Consider the following 17,221-nt stretch of genomic DNA (forward strand, 5'->3'; position numbering starts at 1 on the left):
AAAGGCGATGTATGACATATAGTTCGAATTCGAACTGTTTTTCTTCACATTATCCCAAACATTATGTATAATGAAATGGAATAAAAAAATAAAGATTCGTCTTCGGGGCAGGGTGAAATTCCCTACCGGCGGTGATGAAACAATTTGTTTCTAAGCCCGCGAGCCTTTTGGGGCAGGATTTGGTGAGATTCCAAAGCCGACAGTATAGTCTGGATGGGAGAAGATGAAGGTTTATGCCAGAACGTTTAGAAAATGGGAAGCTAAACGTCTATTAAGGTATGCCTTTCATTCTCCTAGATATTGATATCTAGGGGTTTTTTAATGCTACCTTTGGCTTGGGCCGTCTTCGAAATGAGATGAATCTCCTAAAGGAGAGAGAGTTATGAAAAAAATGAATACGCGCATGTTTGTCACAGTAGGTATGTTAAGTGCCATTTCTTATGTGTTAATGTTGTTCAACTTCCCAATACCACCATTTCCAAAGTTCTTAATGGTTGATTTCAGTGATGTTCCTGCTTTAATCGCGACGCTCACACTGGGTCCACTTGCGGGAATATTAGTAGAATTATTCAAAAACGTGATAGACTACGTTTTGACAGGAAGCGATACTGGTGTACCGATTGGCCATGCAGCCAATTTTATGGCGGGAATCCTATTGATTCTTCCTACTTATTATATCTATTCACGTTTTCAATCCAAAAAAGGTCTGTTGATCGGTTTAATCACAGGAACAGTTGTGATGAGTGTCAGCATGGGGATCCTGAATTACATTGTGTTCCTTCCTGCTTATAAATACTTTATGAATTTCGAGCTTCCTGCCGAAATCATCATTACAGGTATTGTTCCATTCAACATTCTGAAGGGGATTCTGGTAACATCGGTCTTCGTCTTACTGTTTGTCCGCCTACAAGGCTGGTTATCAAGACAAATAGCCTTTAACAAAGCGGCATAGTGATCATATAAAATGACCCACCTTAAGGAAATTTAAGGTGGGTTTTTATTTGCCTTATAAAGAGTATGAAAAAAGGCTAAAGAGAAACGTTCTCTTTAGCCTTCAAACATGCTATTCAAATTTCAGTGCGTCTCCGTCGAAAGGTTCTTCAGATATTTTAATGGAATCTGTCGGGCAACCTTCGAATGCATCGACCATATCATCTTCCAATACGTCAGGCACTTCAACGGTTCCCTGGTTATCATCTAATGTTACGAATGCAATACCTTCATCATCATAATCATAAATGTCTGGAGCTGCAGCCCCACATGCTCCACATGCGATGCATGTGTCCTTGTCAACGATCGTATATTTTGGCAAAGAAAAAACCTCCCGGATAAATAATTCTATATAATTCATCATTATACACAATGTCCAATGGTGAAAAATCACTTAATGTTTATTTTATAGAGGATTGAATGACTTTTCAATAGTTAGGTGCTCTCTTTTTATTTTTATCCTATATAAGTAAAACAAAACATGGTTAAAAGTTAAATTCGTGGTACAATATTTGACAATAACCTACATAATAAGGAGTAGAGAATTGACCTATTTTAATTATGTGATTCTTTATTGTTTTTGGCAAATTAAAGGAGAGCGATCCATTTACTCTGTGTTCCATATCTTAAATGGGAAGAAATCTTCCCAGTCAATCCAGGATGCACATATCTTTCACTTACAGCCATTTTTCCTTTCTCTACCCAAGTTGAAACGTACATATTTCAACCAGAAGGTAAGGGAACTGGAGAAATCAGAGTACATCACCCATGGGGAAAATGATGTTGCCCTCGTAACAGAATTGGGATCAGCAGCCGTGTTAGAATATTTTCGTGGTGACCGGTTTCCGTCGGATATGAACGGGCTGATATATGGCGATCAAACCCGTCTGTTCTGGATGAGGTTGAGCCTTCTTGTACAGGTGCTTTCCAATGGGCAACGGCAGGAGAGCCTGTATTTTCCGGTTCAAAGGAACAGGGAAGTACAAGATTGGGTAAAGAATTGTATAAGGACCCACCCTGATAGGGAAAATCTCTCCTCAATTCTTTATAAAGAGCTTACCCATATTCTGAATATCCAGAAGGGAGATCCATCCTTACTTGTCAATCGCTTAACAGGATATAAGGACTATGGGTGGACAGAATTGCAGGTGGCAGAGATGTTGGGAATGAATAAAGAAGAATTCCGCTTCAGGTTTCTGAACCTCCTGCACGCGATGTTAACGGAAATAGAAAGGGACCCTTCAGTATACCCTTTATTATATTCCATCAGTTTGAGAAATGATCATCGAAACAACCTTACCATTTCGACAAGTAAGACCTACGACTTGTACAAGAGAGGCCATTCCCTTGAAGAGATTTCACGGATTCGTAAATTGAAGCAGAATACCATTGAAGATCATGTCATCGAATTGATACTCACACAAGAAGATTTTCCAATAGAACCGTTCATTACCCGGGAAGAGTATGTGAAAGTTCTTCAAGTGATGCAAGAAGAAAAGACGAAAAGACTTAAGACCATTAAAGAAAAGCTCCCTCAATTGACCTATTTTCAAATCCGGGCGGCAATTGCGAAGGCAGGTGAAACACGTGAATCTACAACAAGAGCTTAAAGACAGATTCGGTTATTCATCTTTCAGGAATGGACAGGAAGATATCATCCGTACTGTTTTAAATCAAAAGGACACGGTAGCCATGCTCCCTACTGGAACCGGGAAGTCATTGTGCTATCAATTGCCAGGATACTTGATGAATGGGCATGTGTTGATTATTTCACCTTTACTCTCTTTAATGCAGGATCAAGTGGAGCAGATGAAAGTGATGGGAGAGAAGCGGGTCATAGCCCTCAATTCATTTTTACCCTTTGTGGAAAGAAAAGCCGCATTGGAACAATTACAACTTTATAAATTTATATTCATTTCTCCTGAAATGGTCATGAATCCAGTCGTGATTTCCTCCCTTCAAGCATTGGATCTATCACTATACGTAATCGATGAAGCCCATTGTATATCTCAATGGGGACCAGATTTCAGACCGGATTATCTTAAGCTGGGAGAGTTGAAGGAGAAGCTTGGAAATCCAACCACTTTGGCCTTAACAGCAACGGCCACCGAAGATGTGAGGAGAGATATTAAACAAGTTCTTCAAATGGATCTTGCTGCTGAAATGGTTTATTCCGTCGATCGGGAAAACATCGGATTATTTGTTGAAAAGGTATCTGGTCATAATGATAAGCTGAGTACGTTATTGGATTATGTGAAAACGTGGGGTGGACCTGGAATTGTCTACTTCTCAAGCAAACGAATGGCAGAGGAGGTTGCCCACTGGCTTTCAGAGAAAGGTGTGTCAGGAGTTGCCCATTATCACGGAGGCATGGAGCAGGAGGATCGGATTCTCATTCAGCAGCAATTCCTTTCGGGGAAGTTGAGAATGATCTGTGCAACCTCTGCGTTTGGAATGGGTGTGAATAAAGAGGATATCCGTTTCGTTATTCACTTTCACTTTCCTTCAAGTATAGAATCGTTCTTACAGGAAATTGGGAGGGCTGGACGTGATGGAAAGAGTAGTGTTTCAGTCGTGTTATACTCTGAGCAGGATCTATCTTTGCCTTTACAGCTCATTCAAAGTGAGTTACCAGAAGATCGACAAATTCTTGGATTCATAGAAGAGAACAGAAAGGGACAATCAAAGGACCTCATCGAACAGTTGCAGTTGACCGAAGTGCAGCATCGATTTCTGACATATTATACGGAAGAGTTGACCGGTGGTCGGATAGATGACCGAGATAGATTACTAGAAAAAGTGAAACAAATCCGTAACAATCGATTACAATACAAGAAGGAAAAGCTTAGCACCATGATTCATTGGCTACAGGATGATATATGCAGAAGGCAGACTCTTCTCCGATATTTTGATGAGTCGTCAGGTGTCGAGAACCCATTCTGCTGTGATATATGCGGCGATTCACCCAGTGATTTCAAGAGTGAGTTTTTCATGCAGAGCTCACAGGACCCAGTGGGGACAGATTGGGAGAAAAGGTTAGAAAAATTATTATTAGGATAAGTGGTAACGATGCAGAAACAAGGGGAAATCATTCAACAGCTTTCAAAGAAGCAATTAACATTTCATTTGTATTTTACTCAATTTTTACTATTAACGATTGCCTGCGGATTAGGTATATTTTTATTTGATACATGGTCGGAATTCCGACAGCAATTTCACCTTACCCCATCCACCATGACAATCGGCATGATGAGTGGTCTTTTGATTGTCATGGTCGATATTTTGTTAATGAGGGTGTTACCGGCTAAGTTTTACGATGATGGCGGGGTGAATGCCAGGATTTTTACGAATAGAAGCATGTGGGAGATAGCGCTTCTAGCTTTCTTTATCAGTGTGAGCGAAGAAATATTATTCAGAGGAGTGATTCAGTTTCATTTCGGACTGATCATTTCCAGTGTTATTTTCGCACTCGTTCATTTCAGGTATTGGGCTCACTGGTTTCTTATCATTAATATTGTACTGCTCAGCTTTTGGATCGGTTTCATTTATGAATTCACAGATAATTTATTGGTTACAATCATCATGCACTTTGTCATCGATTTTCTGCTTGGATTACATATGCGTAAAATGGGTAGACAAAGTAGTAAAGAAGGGATGTCACATGAGTAAAGACCCATATCGAGATCAGGCAGCGAAACTGAAGAAAAAAATCGAACGAGTCCCTGAAGAACGCCCTGCCAAAAAAAGAGAGCCGCTCCCTCCAAGGAGTGAGCTTCATAGAGAAAAACAAAAAAAGAACAAATGGAAATTGAAATATCCTTTAATCAGTATGTTGCTCTTATTATTTATTTTATTGCCATTGACCGTTTTTAGTATTTACTCATATTTAGATAACAGGAATGGTCCCCTTGTGGTCTTGTCAGAAGATGCCGATGATGTAGTGGAAGTTCGATATGACCAACCTGAGGCGGAGAATGAAGGAAAGGAAGAAACTAAGGTCTCTGAAGAGGATGAAGTCGAGGTACCTGAAACAGCTCAGAAGGATGAACCATCAGAGGAGCAGTCCGATTCATCTGGTAAGAATCAGCCATCCTCTGCTCCAGCCAACACAACCAAAGAGGAAAAGCCCAAGGAAGAGATAAAGGAAGAGCCTAAAGAAGAAGTAAAGGAAGAAACAAAAGTCAAGGTTGTCTATCATACGGTTAAGGCGCAGGAAACACTATACCGTATAGCCATGAATTACTATAAGTCCCCTTCAGGTGTTGAGCGCATCAAAGAATGGAATAAGATACAGGATAATGACATTCAAACAGGACAAGTATTAGAAATTCCTTTAGATCAATAAAAGCACCCGTCCCCCGTTATTCTAGGGGGACGGGTGCTTATTTGATTATTTACATTTCTTTGCAGCAAATTTCAATAAAATTTACATTGATTTATCAGAGCCATTACAAACCGGAAATATAATGAAGGTGAACATTCCAGCACAAGGAAGGGGAGTTGAATAAGTGGATAGGCTTATGATGCGCTTTCAGCAGGCAGATGACAGATTGTTTTACAGAATCAATGGGAGTAAAGAACTGTATCGATCATTCTTTGGATATGTGACTCATTTGGGAGGAGCGAGGCTTACCATTGGTTCCATCCTTATCTTGTTAATGTTCGTGCAGCACTATACCGGGGTCAAGAATACGGTCATCGTGGCAATGATTTCTCTTGTCCTAAGCCACATCCTGATGACGTTGGTGAAAAGAGTCGTAAAAAGGATACGCCCCTATATGACATTACCCAACGCAATCATTCATGGCTACCAATTCAAAGACCATTCCTTTCCGTCCGGACATACAACGGCCATATTCTCCCTCACCATTCCATTCATGATTCACTACCCGGTCACGATTCTAGTACTGTTTCCGTTAAGCTCCCTTGTTGGGTATTCAAGAGTCGTCCTTGGAGTGCATTACCCTTCAGATGTATTGGCTGGGGCATTTCTGGCATTTGTAACGACGATGGTGGTGCTACTGTTTTTCTAAATGAAGAATGAAAAAGAATGTAAATGAAGAGGGGGAAATGTATATGAGAGTCGCGCTTTTTTCTGACACGTATTATCCTCAAGTAAATGGTGTGGCAAGGACTTTAAAAAGACTGACCGATCACTATGAGAAAAGAAGGATTGAATACAAAGTATTCGTACCGGATCTTCACGATCAGAAAACACCGTATCCAAATGTACACTCGTTCACGAGCTTTCCCTTTTTTCTTTATCCGGAATGCAGGACGGCAATTGCGAATCCGAAGACCATTGTAAAACAACTTAAAGATTTTTCCCCGACTCTGATTCATGTAACAACACCGCTCACCATGGGTCTCTATGGAATACGAGGAGCAAAGAAAATGGAAATTCCCCTTGTCGCCTCCTATCATACCCACTTTGACATGTACTTGAATTATTACAAGATGATGTGGGCTTCACCTTTACTTTGGAAATATATGAAGTGGTTCTATTCACAAGCTGATCGAATATTTGTACCTTCAGAAGAAACGAAGCTCCATCTTGAAAAACAAGGCTTTACCGATTTATCAATCTGGGGAAGGGGAGTTGATTGTGCTTCCTATTCACCTGAGAAACGAAGTGACTCCATTAGAAAGAAATATAGAATTGAAAAGAAATACATCCTCCTATATGTCGGGAGATTAGCTCCTGAAAAGGATTTGGACACATTGGAAAAAACGATAAAACATCTCCCAAAAGAGGTGAAAGATCAGGTTCAATGGCTTGTCGTGGGAGATGGACCTATGAAAAAAGAACTTATGGAAAAGACAAAAGGGGAAGATGTCATCTTCACAGGCTACGCTACCGGCAATGAACTAGCAGAAATTTATGCATCCTCGGATCTGTTTGTCTTCCCTTCAGCATCAGAGACTTTCGGTAATGTCGTGTTGGAGGCATTTGCATCCGGCTTGCCTGCGGTAGTGGCAGATAAGGGGGGAGTGACAAACATTGTGGAGCATAACCAAACTGGGAGAATAGCGGAAGCCCACCAATATCAATCATTCATCCAGCATATTACCGAAATGTTGAATGAAAACCGTCTTCAATACATGAAACGAAAAGCGTTGCAAATGGCTGATAAGCAATCCTGGGATGCTATTTTTGATGGTCTCATCAAAGAATTCAGGGAAGTATGCGACTATCGTAATGAGAGGCAGCTCTTTGGTTAATAGAAGGTGGAAAAGGTTCCTCATTAAGAGGAACCTTTTTGTATGAGTTGATTCTATCTCTAAGGACAAGCTCATATGTTATAAAGAGGAAAGGGGGGAATGGAGATGGATCGTTCAGGCAAAGAATTTGGGGAGTGGACGGATCAAGCGACAGAACAGATGTTACATAACCTGATTGAAAAAAAACGAAAATTTGATAAAGCAAAGGTCGTGCACCTTTACACATTATGGGGATCCTTATTTGCATCATTCTTTTTTCTGTATTACATGACGAAATTCGTATTGGGGCCCTATTCGTATTCATTTGCTGCCATGTTTTCCGTCTTTGTTTCGAATTCGGTACATTTGATCATGACACTCATACTGGTTGTCCTTTTTGGCGCAACCAAAATACTATTTGAAAAAAAAGAAAAAAAGGAAAAAGAATTTCATGACTTGAGATGTGAAGTCATCGATCGCAGCAAAGATTTATGGAAAGAAGAAGCATGGAAAAAAAGGCACCATGTATATGATAAATTGAAAAAAGAATGGGATATCAATCTGTTTCATGGAAGCAAGTAAACGATAAATTATTGATTATTTAGAGGAGTATTTAGAAAGAATTGGCCCACCACATTATACCTGAGTATAGGAAGGTCAAGCATGCCATGAGCCATAATACACATGAACCATCATCAAAAATAGATCTTTTTATCCCTTTCCTCCTTAAGTATCTCCACAGCTTCCCTGAAGCGCTGGGAGTGAATGATCTCACGTTCCCTTAAAAAGCGTAAGCCGTCATTCAGATCTGGATCATCACTCATATTAATGATCCATTGATACGTAGCCCTTGCTTTCTCTTCAGCAGCGATGTCTTCATATAAATCAGCTATCGGGTCGCCTTTAGCCGCTATATAAGAGGTGGTAAACGGAACACCAGCCGCATTTTGATAAAAGATCGCTCCATCATGATTGACATAATGGGGGTCAAGACCTGCGTCTTTCATCTGCTGTGGAGTGGCATCTTTAATCAATTTATAAACCATTGTCGCAATCATTTCTAAATGGGCGAACTCCTCGGTTCCAATATCCGTTAACAATCCAATCACTTTATCAGGGATTGAATAACGTTGGTTGAGATACCTGAGGGCAGCGGCAAGCTCTCCATCTGCTCCACCATATTGTTCGATCAGGAATTTTGCCAATTTAGGATTGCATGTACTTACTCTTACAGGGTACTGAAGTTTCTTTTCGTAAACCCACATCGTTCTGAACCTCCTTTTCATACATTAGACTTGCCATGGCCAAGGGGCATCCTTCCAATCCCAAGGATAATTGGAGTAGCTGTATCCATAATGGGTCAAGGGGCCGAATTCCTTTTCGAATTTCTTTTTTATTTGTTTCCGAGTCTTAATGTACATATTGTATTGAGAGATTGCCTCGAAATCATCAGGGTGAGTATCCAGGTAAAGCGTAAGGTCGACAATGACAAAATCGACGGCCTGCAATTCTTCTAGCACCTCATAATAATGGGGAGGAAGCTGTTTCATATTGGGTTACTCTCCCTTCGTTTTTTCGTAGGGACTATAATACGGATCGTAAAATACTTTCCAAAGAGTCCCTTTTTGCAGCGCTTCCTTAGGTGAATACTGCTCTAAATTCGGTGGCTGGAACCCAAGGTAAAGGTTGGGAGGTGTCGAATATACCTTTCGTGTAATCGGCTTACACGGATCGAACGGACTTACATACGGATAATATGCTTTATAATACTCCTGCATGATCATCCCTCCTTTAAACAAAATCCTTCGTAACAACATATGAGGGGGGGAGGGTGAACATGTTAATTTATTTAATTTCATATATATATGAAGGAAAATACGGTGAAAATGTTGAATAGGTAAGGTGTAGGATATTAATGATGAGGTGGTCAAATGTTTGTTAAAAATGCCATGATACCGAAACACAAATGCTATGTGGTAGATGAAAATGATTCAATTGAAAAAACGCTGACGGTTCTCGAGCACCATAAAATCGATGGGGTTCCGGTTCTTTCGGATGACCAGTTTAAAGGTGTGGCAACCAGATACAATATTTATCAAAGCTTTTTTCTGTCCGGAATGGAAAAAGGAGCTTTCCTTAAGGAGAAAAAAGCACGGGATATCATCACCAATTCGGACAAATACATTACCGACAAGGATGTATTCGAAAATGCATTGATTGAATTAAAAGATTCACCGATCCTCCCTGTAGTCGGTGAGAACAATGTATTCCTTGGACTCATTACCCGGTTTGATGTTCTGGATCAATTCAGAAGTGCATTCGGGATGGATCAAAAAGGCGTCCGCATCGCCTTCTCTTCTGTAGAAACTGAAGGGCGCATTGCCCGACTCGGTGACATCATTCAGCAATATTCAGAATCGGTGATATCCCTTGTGACCTTCGATGAAACCGACAAGCTACTCCGCCGCATTGTCCTTAAAGTAGAAAAGAAGGACAATATGGATAAGTTTCTTAATAAGCTGGAGAAATCAGGCTTCCGCATCCTTGATATCCAAGAAGATGAATAAGTGAAGAAAACCCTGTATGAAACACAATCCCTCTCATAAGATTTATGGGAGGGATTTTTTTTGATCAATTATTTTGCTAAACTGCTTATCACGTTTCTTTTGGGGTATCTATTCATTACATGGTTTCCGGTAGCTGAACGTCCCACTGAATCGGAGTTCATCGTCGAACTGGTTCTGAATCCTGTCCAATTCTTCGCCGCTTCCATCGCCTTCATGATCGGCCTCTTAGTTCAGGGGAATGTATTAAAAGCCGAAATCTATTCCATCATACAATTTTGGAATGGAAGATTACATAAAGAATTGATGATCATTCCTTTTCATATCGGACTGATTTATGCATTAAGTGTATATGGGGGCTGGCAAACCATGATTTTTTCCTGTTCAGCCTTTTTTTATGGTATTATTTCAATAGATTTTCGCCGTCAAGGAGGCCACAATGCTTGAATTTAGTATCATTTTATTAACAGGGGGGATAAGTCTCCTCTTTCTTATGTTGTATGAAGCCCGTCGTAACGTGGTGAAAATAGAAGAGGTGAGACTTCCCCACTTTCCTGAACACATGCAGCCTATATCCCTGTTTTTCATATCGGATATACATAAACGAGAAATTTCAGATGACATCATTGAAGAAGTGAAAGGGAAAACGGATCTCGTCATCATCGGAGGAGACCTTCTGGAAAAAGGGGTTCCTTTATCCAGGGTTGAACGAAATTTGGATAAACTCCTGATATTAGGGAATGTATACTTCGTCTGGGGAAATAATGATTATGAAGGAAATACAACCGATGTAAAGCAACTATTTAAGAAAAAAGGAATCATAGAAATCATTAACTCATCAGTTAAGGTACCGCTGTCTAACGGAATGATGAATATAATCGGCGTAGACGATGCGAGTACTCAACGGGCAGATTATCCTATGGCACTCGAACAAGTGTCACCTGAGGAATTCAACCTTCTAGTCAGTCATGATCCAAGACTGATGAACCAAGTTCGTAAAGAAGATGGAATCGATTTCATGATAAGCGGTCATACACACGGTGGACAGATCCGTTTGTTTGGTTGGGGAATGTATAAAAAAGGGAGGCTTGAAACTCTCCCAGAGACGACCCTGTTGGTAAGTAACGGTTATGGAACCACCGCGGTTCCATTGCGTTTAGGTGCCCCCGCTGAAACCCACTTGTTGTTAATCGATAGATTCCGAAAATGAACAATGGTTATTCATTACCTATACAAATTTTACACAAAGAGGTTTCTCGATTATAATTTTAGTGAGAAGAGAAATACTTGGGGGACTATTTATGAGCAATGACAAGAAGTTAGAAGGCAAATACAACATTAAAGCTGTGTCTACCATTTTAGGGATTCAACCAGGTACATTGAGGGCATGGGAAAGAAGATATCAGATCATTGCACCAGTACGGAATGAATCGGGTCACCGTCTATACACAGAGCAGCATTTAAATATATTAAAATGGCTTGTAGAAAAGGTCAATCAAGGGTTTACCATCAGTCAGGCCGTTGCGTTACTGGACAAACAGGAGCTTGAGGAGAACGAGATCTCGTCCTCTGAACAAAAGGATCGCACCCAAACAATTTCCGATGACTTGTTAAAGGCCCTGTTAAGTTTTGATGAAACGAAAGCCCATGAATTGATCAATCAATCGTTTTCGGTTTATACGATAGACAAAGTGGTCATAGACATACTTGGAAGCCTCCTCGTCAGAATTGGGGATCTGTGGGAAAACGGTGAAATCACAACGGCGCATGAGCACTTTGCTACATCCATCCTCCGATCCAGAATCGGAATTATCATGCATTCCTTCCCGCACAATGGTATATTACCCAAGGTAGTGGCCGTCTGTGGACCTGGAGAATGGCACGAACTAGGATTGCTGATTTTTACCCTCTACGTAAGAAGGAAAGGGTTTGAGGTCATCTACCTTGGATCGAGTATAAAAGAAAACGATATAGATATTGTCCTGGATGAAGTGAATCCGAAGTTCCTATTCTTCTCGTGCACCCTGCTTGAAAATGTAGACAAGCTCCTATCCCTCGTTACTTCATTAAAAAACGAGCGAAGTGAACTGGTGATTGGGATGGGAGGATTTGCAGTAGATCACTTATCAAATGAGTTAAAAGAGGAATATGACGAACATATAGTGGGACAATCCAAGTCCGAATGGGAGAATTGGCTCAAAAGTAAATTATAAGTGGAGTATGCACTGTTTTCTGCCCCTTACATAGTATGATGATAAATCGTCACACTCTAGGGGGTACGAAGATGAAGCTCGAAAGAATTTCGGACAATAAAATTAAATTTTCCATTAGTGTAGAAGAGTTGGAACAAAAAGGCTTATTTGAACAAGACCAATGGAGAGATTCCTATATGTGGCATGATCTGTTCGAAGACATGTTAGATGAAGTACAGGGAAAGTTCGGTATCGAAACACAAATGGAAATCACAGTGGAAATCGAATCATTTGATGACCAGGAAATTTGCATGATCCTCACGTTGGAATCAGATGATGATTTTTCTGACTGGGAAGAAGGTACCGAAATGATGAAATCCATGAATGATTACGATGTACTCGTGTATTTCGATGATTTCGATGATCTGATTGCCCTTCTTAAACGGATCGATGAAATGGGTAAAGTCAACAATGCCCTCATTCAATGCAGTATTTTTTATTATGAAAATAACTACTATATTCTTATAGAGAATTTGCTTGAGGGAGATAGCTTCATCCTTGAAGCGATTTGCGCTGAGTATGGTCAGCATTCGACGGTGACAAAATACATCCTGATGGAATATGGACGTACTGTGTTACTAAGGGATTCCATTGAGAAGATTTTGTTTTATTTTTGAGTGATTGGTACAGTTTATGAATTTTTACCCCCTTTTAATATATGTTTCGTATTGTTTTTTTTTTTGAGAAGTAGCCTTTTTAGCACTTTCAGGAGATCCTGGAGGTGTTTTTTTGTTTTGAATGGGTTGTTTGTCGTGCGGATTTATTAGATGGGATACAGGAGGGTATTTTATCGACCGCTAATTGAATTTATCAACCCTTATCTTAATTTATCGACCGTATTTTCAAGATATCAACTGTTCGTCAATATACGACATTTTACTTCGCGAACTTGATCTGAATATGTTTGATCGCCCCAGTGCGAGCCCCTTCCGTTTTTCTAGATGTCCAGCTCCGGCGGCTAGAGGCTCGAGGTCATAAGTCAAACATGCCAAAAAGGCAAAAAACGCCTTTCCGGCATGTTCGTCTTATGCTTGTCGCCTCTACCCAAGCCGCCTCCGCTTTTCTGGATGTCCAGCTCCAGGGGCTTGGGGCTCGAGGTCATAAGCCAAATAACCCAAAAAGGCAAAAAACGCCTTTCCGGGTTACTCGTCTTATGCTTGTCGCCCCAGTGCGAGCCCCTTCCGCTTTTCTAGATGTCCAGCTCCGGCGGCTAGTCCCTCGAGGTCATAAGCTAAATGGTCCAAGAAGGCAAAGAACGCCTTCCCGGCCCATTCATCTTATGCTTGTCGGGCCTGCTCAAGCCGCCTCCGCTTTTCTAGATGTCCAGCTCCAGGGGCTTGGGGCTCGAGGTCATAAGCCAAATAACCCAAAAAGGCAAAAAACGCCTTTCCGGGTTACTCGTCTTATGCTTGTCGCCCCAGTGCGAGCCCCTTCCGCTTTTCTAGATGTCCAGCTCCGGCGGCTAGTCCCTCGAGGTCATAAGCTAAATGGTCCAAGAAGGCAAAGAACGCCTTCCCGGCCCATTCATCTTATGCTTGTCGGGCCTGCTCAAGCCGCCTCCGCTTTTCTGGAATGACAGCGTTTTCAAAAATTTGTTCGTTTTTTAATTTTCCTTCTTTGCAAGAGGAAATCAAACGTGTATACTATGTCATGAAAGCGGACGAGGTTCCGTTAAACAGTGAAGGATACTGGGAGGTTTACATACATGGTAGCCGAAAAGGGGAAAGAAAATCATCAAGCATCAGATCAACATGATGTACTGAAATCGACACAAACGGTTATTCATCTTGCACTTGATAAATTAGGATATTCAGAAGAAGTTTATGAATTATTAAAAGAACCTGTACGAATGTTAACGGTTAAGATACCAGTCCGGATGGACGATGGAAAAGTAAAGGTGTTCACAGGATACCGAGCACAGCATAATGATGCGGTCGGACCGACTAAGGGTGGGATTCGCTTTCACCCGAATGTATCGGAAAAAGAAGTTAAAGCGCTTTCTATCTGGATGAGCTTGAAATGCGGAATTGTCGATCTTCCTTATGGTGGAGGAAAAGGTGGGATCATCTGTGATCCGCGTGATATGTCGTTTAGAGAGCTTGAGCGATTGAGCCGTGGATACGTACGTGCGATCAGCCAGATTGTCGGACCATCCAAAGACATTCCGGCTCCGGATGTTTTCACAAACTCTCAGATCATGGCATGGATGATGGATGAATACAGCCGTATCGATGAATATAATTCTCCAGGGTTCATTACAGGCAAACCATTGGTGCTAGGGGGATCCCATGGCCGTGAAACGGCCACTGCCAAAGGAGTGACGATCTGTATCCATGAAGCAGCAAAGAAAAAGGGAATTAAGCTGGAAGGTGCAAGGGTGGTCGTACAAGGTTTCGGTAACGCTGGGAGCTTCCTTGCCAAGTTCATGCACGATGCTGGGGCAAAGGTGATCGGGATCTCGGATGCATATGGTGGCCTGCATGACGAGGATGGATTGGATATTGATTATTTATTAGACAGAAGGGACAGCTTCGGGACGGTAACGAAGTTGTTTAATAATACAATTACCAATGAAGAACTCCTGGAACTTGATTGTGACATTCTTGTACCAGCAGCCATTGAAAATCAGATAACAGAAAAGAATGCCCATAATATAAGGGCAAGCATCGTAGTAGAAGCGGCTAATGGACCGACGACATTGGAGGCGACGAAAATCTTGACGGAGCGGGGGATTCTTCTTGTTCCCGATGTGTTAGCTTCGTCAGGTGGCGTGACGGTTTCTTACTTCGAATGGGTACAGAACAACCAAGGGTATTACTGGACTGAAGAAGAAGTGGAGGAAAAGCTGGAAAAGATTCTGGTCAGCTCCTTTAACAATGTGTATGAAACGTCACAATCAAGAAGAGTGGATATGAGACTTGCCGCCTATATGGTAGGGGTAAGGAAAATGGCAGAAGCCTGCCGATTCAGAGGCTGGTTATAAATTGAATGATTAGGATGGGGTGCACAGCACCCCATCCTTTTTAGTTGAAAAAAGATAATTTTGATCAAGATGACAAATAATAGAGCCGGAGTGCTACCTTTTGACCTGGATGCAATCTTATTACATAATAATTGAGTAAAGAATATTTATTAATCTGAAGTGTACGGGAGTAATTCACCATTCAGATAGAGGAATTGAAGGAGTGTCTGAATTTGAAAATGGAAGAATGCATCATTGTAGGTGGAGGACCATGTGGGTTGTCCGCTGCCATTAGTTTAAAAGAAAAAGGAATCAATCCTTTGATAATCGAAAAAGGAAACATTGTGAACGCGATCTACCACTACCCCACTCATCAAACGTTCTTTTCATCTAGTGAAAAACTTGAGATTGGCGGTGTGCCATTCGTTATCGAAGAACATAAGCCCAGAAGGAATCAGGCGCTAGTGTATTATCGTGAAGTGGCTAAGCGTAAAGACTTGAGGATCAACCGATTCGAAACTGTTCATTCAGTTAAGAAGAAAGACGGATGTTTTACCGTCTCAACTTCTAAAGGGACGTACGGAAGCAAAACAATTGTCATCGCGACTGGCTATTATGATCATCCCAATTATATGGGAATCCCTGGAGAAAAATTGGAGAAGGTTTTCCACTATTTTAAAGAGGCCCATCCGTTTTTTGATACAGATGTTGTCGTCATCGGAGGGAAAAATTCTGCAGTCGATGCAGCACTTGAATTAAATAAAGCGGGAGCAAGAGTAACTGTTTTATATAGGGGAAGTGAATATTCCAAGAGTGTAAAACCTTGGATCCTTCCGAATTTTGATGCTCTTGTAAGAAATGGCGAAGTCACTATGGAATTTAATGCATGTGTAGATGAGATAACGGAAGACTCTGTTATTTACAACGTGAATGGCGAGAAGAAAGAAGTGGACAATGACTTTGTATTCGCCATGACCGGCTATCATCCTGACCACAGCTTCCTGACTAAGATGGGAATTAACATTGACAAGGAGACAGGGCGACCTGCATACAATCCAGAAACGATGGAAACAAATGTGGAAGGAGTTTATATTGCGGGAGTGATTGCAGCCGGGAATAACGCCAATGAAATATTTATAGAAAATGGGCGACACCACGGTGGACAGATTGCGGATTCAATCACGGTGAGAGAAGGTGATCGATAGAATAGAAAGAGGCCCATTTATATGGACCTCTTTCGTTTTAATATGAGTCAGTTTTTGAAGATCATTTCCAATTCTTTCATATCACTAGTCTGGGAAAGGGCTACCATCAATTTGATTCTTGCCTTTTGTCCATTCAGACCGTTTGAGAATATGACTCCTTTTTCCTTCAACTGTTTTCCTCCACCGGAATATCCGTAAATATCCTGTACGATACCGTTGAAGCATCTGGAAACCAAGACGACGGGAATGTTTGCTTCAAGGAGTTCTTCAATTCCTGTCACCGTTTCAGGTGGGAGATTCCCCTGCCCTAGAGCCTCTATGATCACCCCGTCGTATTGGAGGTCCTTTATTGCCCTCAGGAGGCCGGAATCCATCCCTGCGTATGCTTTAATCAGCGTCACCCGTTTTGAGATATCGCAAATCTCGTAGTACTCATTTGAAGTGGGTTGATGGTGGAAAAGGACCCCTCTTTTGGTCACGATCCCAATCGGTCCATATTGTGGACTTTGAAAGGTGGATACATTACTCGTGTGGGTTTTGGTCACATTTTTGGCAGAATGAATTTCATCATTCAGAACGACTAAAACCCCTTTGTTCTTTGATTTGTCATCCGCTGCGACCCGGACGGATGATATCAGATTGTACAATCCATCCGCTCCAATTTCATTGCTTGACCTCATCGCTCCTGTCACGACAATAGAGATGGGGAGGGACAGGGTTAAATCTAAGAAATAGGCTGTTTCTTCCAGAGTGTCTGTTCCATGTGTGATGACGACACCATGGAAGGCCTTTTCCTTATATTTTGCTTCAATAATTTCTTTTAGTTTCTGCATATGTTCCGGCGTAACATGGGGTGAAGGCAGGTGAAATGCTTCTTCTACCGTTAGATTTGCCAGGTTTGAAACGATGGACGTTTGTACAGAAAGCGGGTTTTCCTTGCCCGGAGTAACCGCTCCTGTTTGTTCATCCTCCATCATGGAGATGGTACCGCCTGTATGTATGACTAAAATATCTTTCTTCATCGTTCATTCCTCCAACCATTTAAAT

The 17,221-nt window shown here is 41.4% G+C and carries 20 protein-coding genes and 1 riboswitch; of the genes, 15 read left to right on the plus strand and 5 right to left on the minus strand.

All coding sequences use genetic code 11. From position 1 onward, the window contains the following. Positions 1-94 precede the first annotated feature (94 nt). A riboswitch (FMN riboswitch) is annotated at positions 95-229 on the plus strand. A 153-nt stretch (positions 230-382) separates the two neighbouring features. Beyond that, entirely contained in the window at positions 383-952 is a 570-nt protein-coding gene (locus LCL96_RS05025) for an ECF transporter S component (protein ID WP_224940338.1), read from the plus strand. A 111-nt stretch (positions 953-1,063) separates the two neighbouring features. Here LCL96_RS05025 and LCL96_RS05030 read toward each other — a convergent pair whose 3' ends face one another. Next, positions 1,064-1,312, minus strand: coding sequence for a ferredoxin (locus tag LCL96_RS05030; protein WP_138775684.1), 249 nt, complete (start codon positions 1,310-1,312; stop codon positions 1,064-1,066). Between the two features lie 223 nt (positions 1,313-1,535). On the opposite strand from LCL96_RS05030, the gene LCL96_RS05035 reads away from it, so the two are divergent. The 7 genes from LCL96_RS05035 to LCL96_RS05065 all read left to right on the plus strand — a co-directional run bounded on the left by LCL96_RS05035 (position 1,536) and on the right by LCL96_RS05065 (position 7,773). Then, a complete protein-coding gene (locus LCL96_RS05035; protein ID WP_224940339.1) occupies positions 1,536-2,600 on the plus strand; it encodes a helix-turn-helix domain-containing protein in 1,065 nt (354 codons plus the stop codon). After that, positions 2,578-4,050 (plus strand): RecQ family ATP-dependent DNA helicase, encoded by a 1,473-nt coding sequence (locus tag LCL96_RS05040; RefSeq protein WP_224940340.1) that lies wholly within the window; start codon positions 2,578-2,580, stop codon positions 4,048-4,050. The genes LCL96_RS05035 and LCL96_RS05040 overlap by 23 nt, the downstream gene beginning before the upstream one ends. A 9-nt stretch (positions 4,051-4,059) precedes the next feature. Beyond that, positions 4,060-4,659: a CPBP family intramembrane glutamic endopeptidase gene (locus LCL96_RS05045; protein WP_224940341.1), complete on the plus strand. Its 600-nt coding sequence runs from the start codon at positions 4,060-4,062 to the stop codon at positions 4,657-4,659. Next, on the plus strand, positions 4,652-5,335 hold the full coding sequence (locus tag LCL96_RS05050; protein WP_224940342.1) for a LysM peptidoglycan-binding domain-containing protein: 684 nt from the start codon (positions 4,652-4,654) through the stop codon (positions 5,333-5,335). The genes LCL96_RS05045 and LCL96_RS05050 overlap by 8 nt, the downstream gene beginning before the upstream one ends. Before the next feature lie 163 nt (positions 5,336-5,498). Further along, on the plus strand, positions 5,499-6,023 hold the full coding sequence (locus LCL96_RS23585; protein ID WP_224940343.1) for a phosphatase PAP2 family protein: 525 nt from the start codon (positions 5,499-5,501) through the stop codon (positions 6,021-6,023). A gap of 43 nt (positions 6,024-6,066) precedes the next feature. Further along, complete coding sequence (locus LCL96_RS05060; protein ID WP_224940344.1) at positions 6,067-7,212, plus strand: glycosyltransferase family 4 protein; 1,146 nt, start codon at positions 6,067-6,069, stop codon at positions 7,210-7,212. A gap of 105 nt (positions 7,213-7,317) precedes the next feature. Continuing rightward, the gene (locus LCL96_RS05065; protein ID WP_224940345.1) at positions 7,318-7,773 is read left to right on the plus strand and encodes a DUF2663 family protein; all 456 of its coding nucleotides are present in this window, start codon (positions 7,318-7,320) and stop codon (positions 7,771-7,773) included. A 113-nt stretch (positions 7,774-7,886) separates the two neighbouring features. Here the strand turns inward: LCL96_RS05065 and LCL96_RS05070 are convergent, their stop codons facing one another. Genes LCL96_RS05070 through LCL96_RS05080 form a run of 3 tightly spaced genes read right to left on the minus strand, consistent with a single transcriptional unit; the run spans position 7,887 to position 8,969 of the window. Continuing rightward, positions 7,887-8,456, minus strand: a complete 570-nt coding sequence (locus LCL96_RS05070) for a manganese catalase family protein (protein ID WP_224940346.1) — start codon at positions 8,454-8,456, stop codon at positions 7,887-7,889. Between the two features lie 24 nt (positions 8,457-8,480). Beyond that, positions 8,481-8,741, minus strand: coding sequence for a spore coat protein CotJB (locus tag LCL96_RS05075; protein WP_224940347.1), 261 nt, complete (start codon positions 8,739-8,741; stop codon positions 8,481-8,483). Between the two features lie 6 nt (positions 8,742-8,747). Next, positions 8,748-8,969 carry a spore coat associated protein CotJA gene (locus tag LCL96_RS05080; protein ID WP_206849415.1) on the minus strand — a complete coding sequence of 74 codons (222 nt, stop codon included), beginning with the start codon at positions 8,967-8,969 and terminating at the stop codon, positions 8,748-8,750. A gap of 153 nt (positions 8,970-9,122) precedes the next feature. On the opposite strand from LCL96_RS05080, the gene LCL96_RS05085 reads away from it, so the two are divergent. The 7 genes from LCL96_RS05085 (at position 9,123) to LCL96_RS05115 (ending at position 16,174) form a co-directional block, all read left to right on the plus strand. Next, complete coding sequence (locus LCL96_RS05085; protein ID WP_224940348.1) at positions 9,123-9,758, plus strand: HPP family protein; 636 nt, start codon at positions 9,123-9,125, stop codon at positions 9,756-9,758. A gap of 60 nt (positions 9,759-9,818) precedes the next feature. Then, entirely contained in the window at positions 9,819-10,202 is a 384-nt protein-coding gene (locus LCL96_RS05090) for a hypothetical protein (RefSeq protein WP_224940349.1), read from the plus strand. Beyond that, on the plus strand, positions 10,195-10,965 hold the full coding sequence (locus tag LCL96_RS05095) for a metallophosphoesterase (RefSeq protein WP_224940350.1): 771 nt from the start codon (positions 10,195-10,197) through the stop codon (positions 10,963-10,965). Before LCL96_RS05090 ends, LCL96_RS05095 begins: the two co-directional genes overlap by 8 nt. Before the next feature lie 91 nt (positions 10,966-11,056). Continuing rightward, positions 11,057-11,968: a MerR family transcriptional regulator gene (locus LCL96_RS05100; RefSeq protein ID WP_224940351.1), complete on the plus strand. Its 912-nt coding sequence runs from the start codon at positions 11,057-11,059 to the stop codon at positions 11,966-11,968. A 71-nt stretch (positions 11,969-12,039) separates the two neighbouring features. Then, the gene (locus LCL96_RS05105) at positions 12,040-12,624 is read left to right on the plus strand and encodes an adaptor protein MecA (protein ID WP_224940352.1); all 585 of its coding nucleotides are present in this window, start codon (positions 12,040-12,042) and stop codon (positions 12,622-12,624) included. A gap of 1,088 nt (positions 12,625-13,712) precedes the next feature. Further along, on the plus strand, positions 13,713-14,990 hold the full coding sequence (locus LCL96_RS05110) for a Glu/Leu/Phe/Val family dehydrogenase (RefSeq protein ID WP_224940353.1): 1,278 nt from the start codon (positions 13,713-13,715) through the stop codon (positions 14,988-14,990). A gap of 218 nt (positions 14,991-15,208) precedes the next feature. Continuing rightward, the gene (locus LCL96_RS05115) at positions 15,209-16,174 is read left to right on the plus strand and encodes a YpdA family putative bacillithiol disulfide reductase (protein ID WP_412103559.1); all 966 of its coding nucleotides are present in this window, start codon (positions 15,209-15,211) and stop codon (positions 16,172-16,174) included. A 47-nt stretch (positions 16,175-16,221) separates the two neighbouring features. Here the strand turns inward: LCL96_RS05115 and LCL96_RS05120 are convergent, their stop codons facing one another. Beyond that, positions 16,222-17,196 (minus strand): asparaginase, encoded by a 975-nt coding sequence (locus LCL96_RS05120; RefSeq protein ID WP_224940355.1) that lies wholly within the window; start codon positions 17,194-17,196, stop codon positions 16,222-16,224. Positions 17,197-17,221 lie beyond the last annotated feature (25 nt).

Origin of the sequence: Rossellomorea aquimaris (assembly GCF_020172085.1) — a bacterium.
Classification (GTDB): domain Bacteria; phylum Bacillota; class Bacilli; order Bacillales; family Bacillaceae_B; genus Rossellomorea; species Rossellomorea aquimaris_E.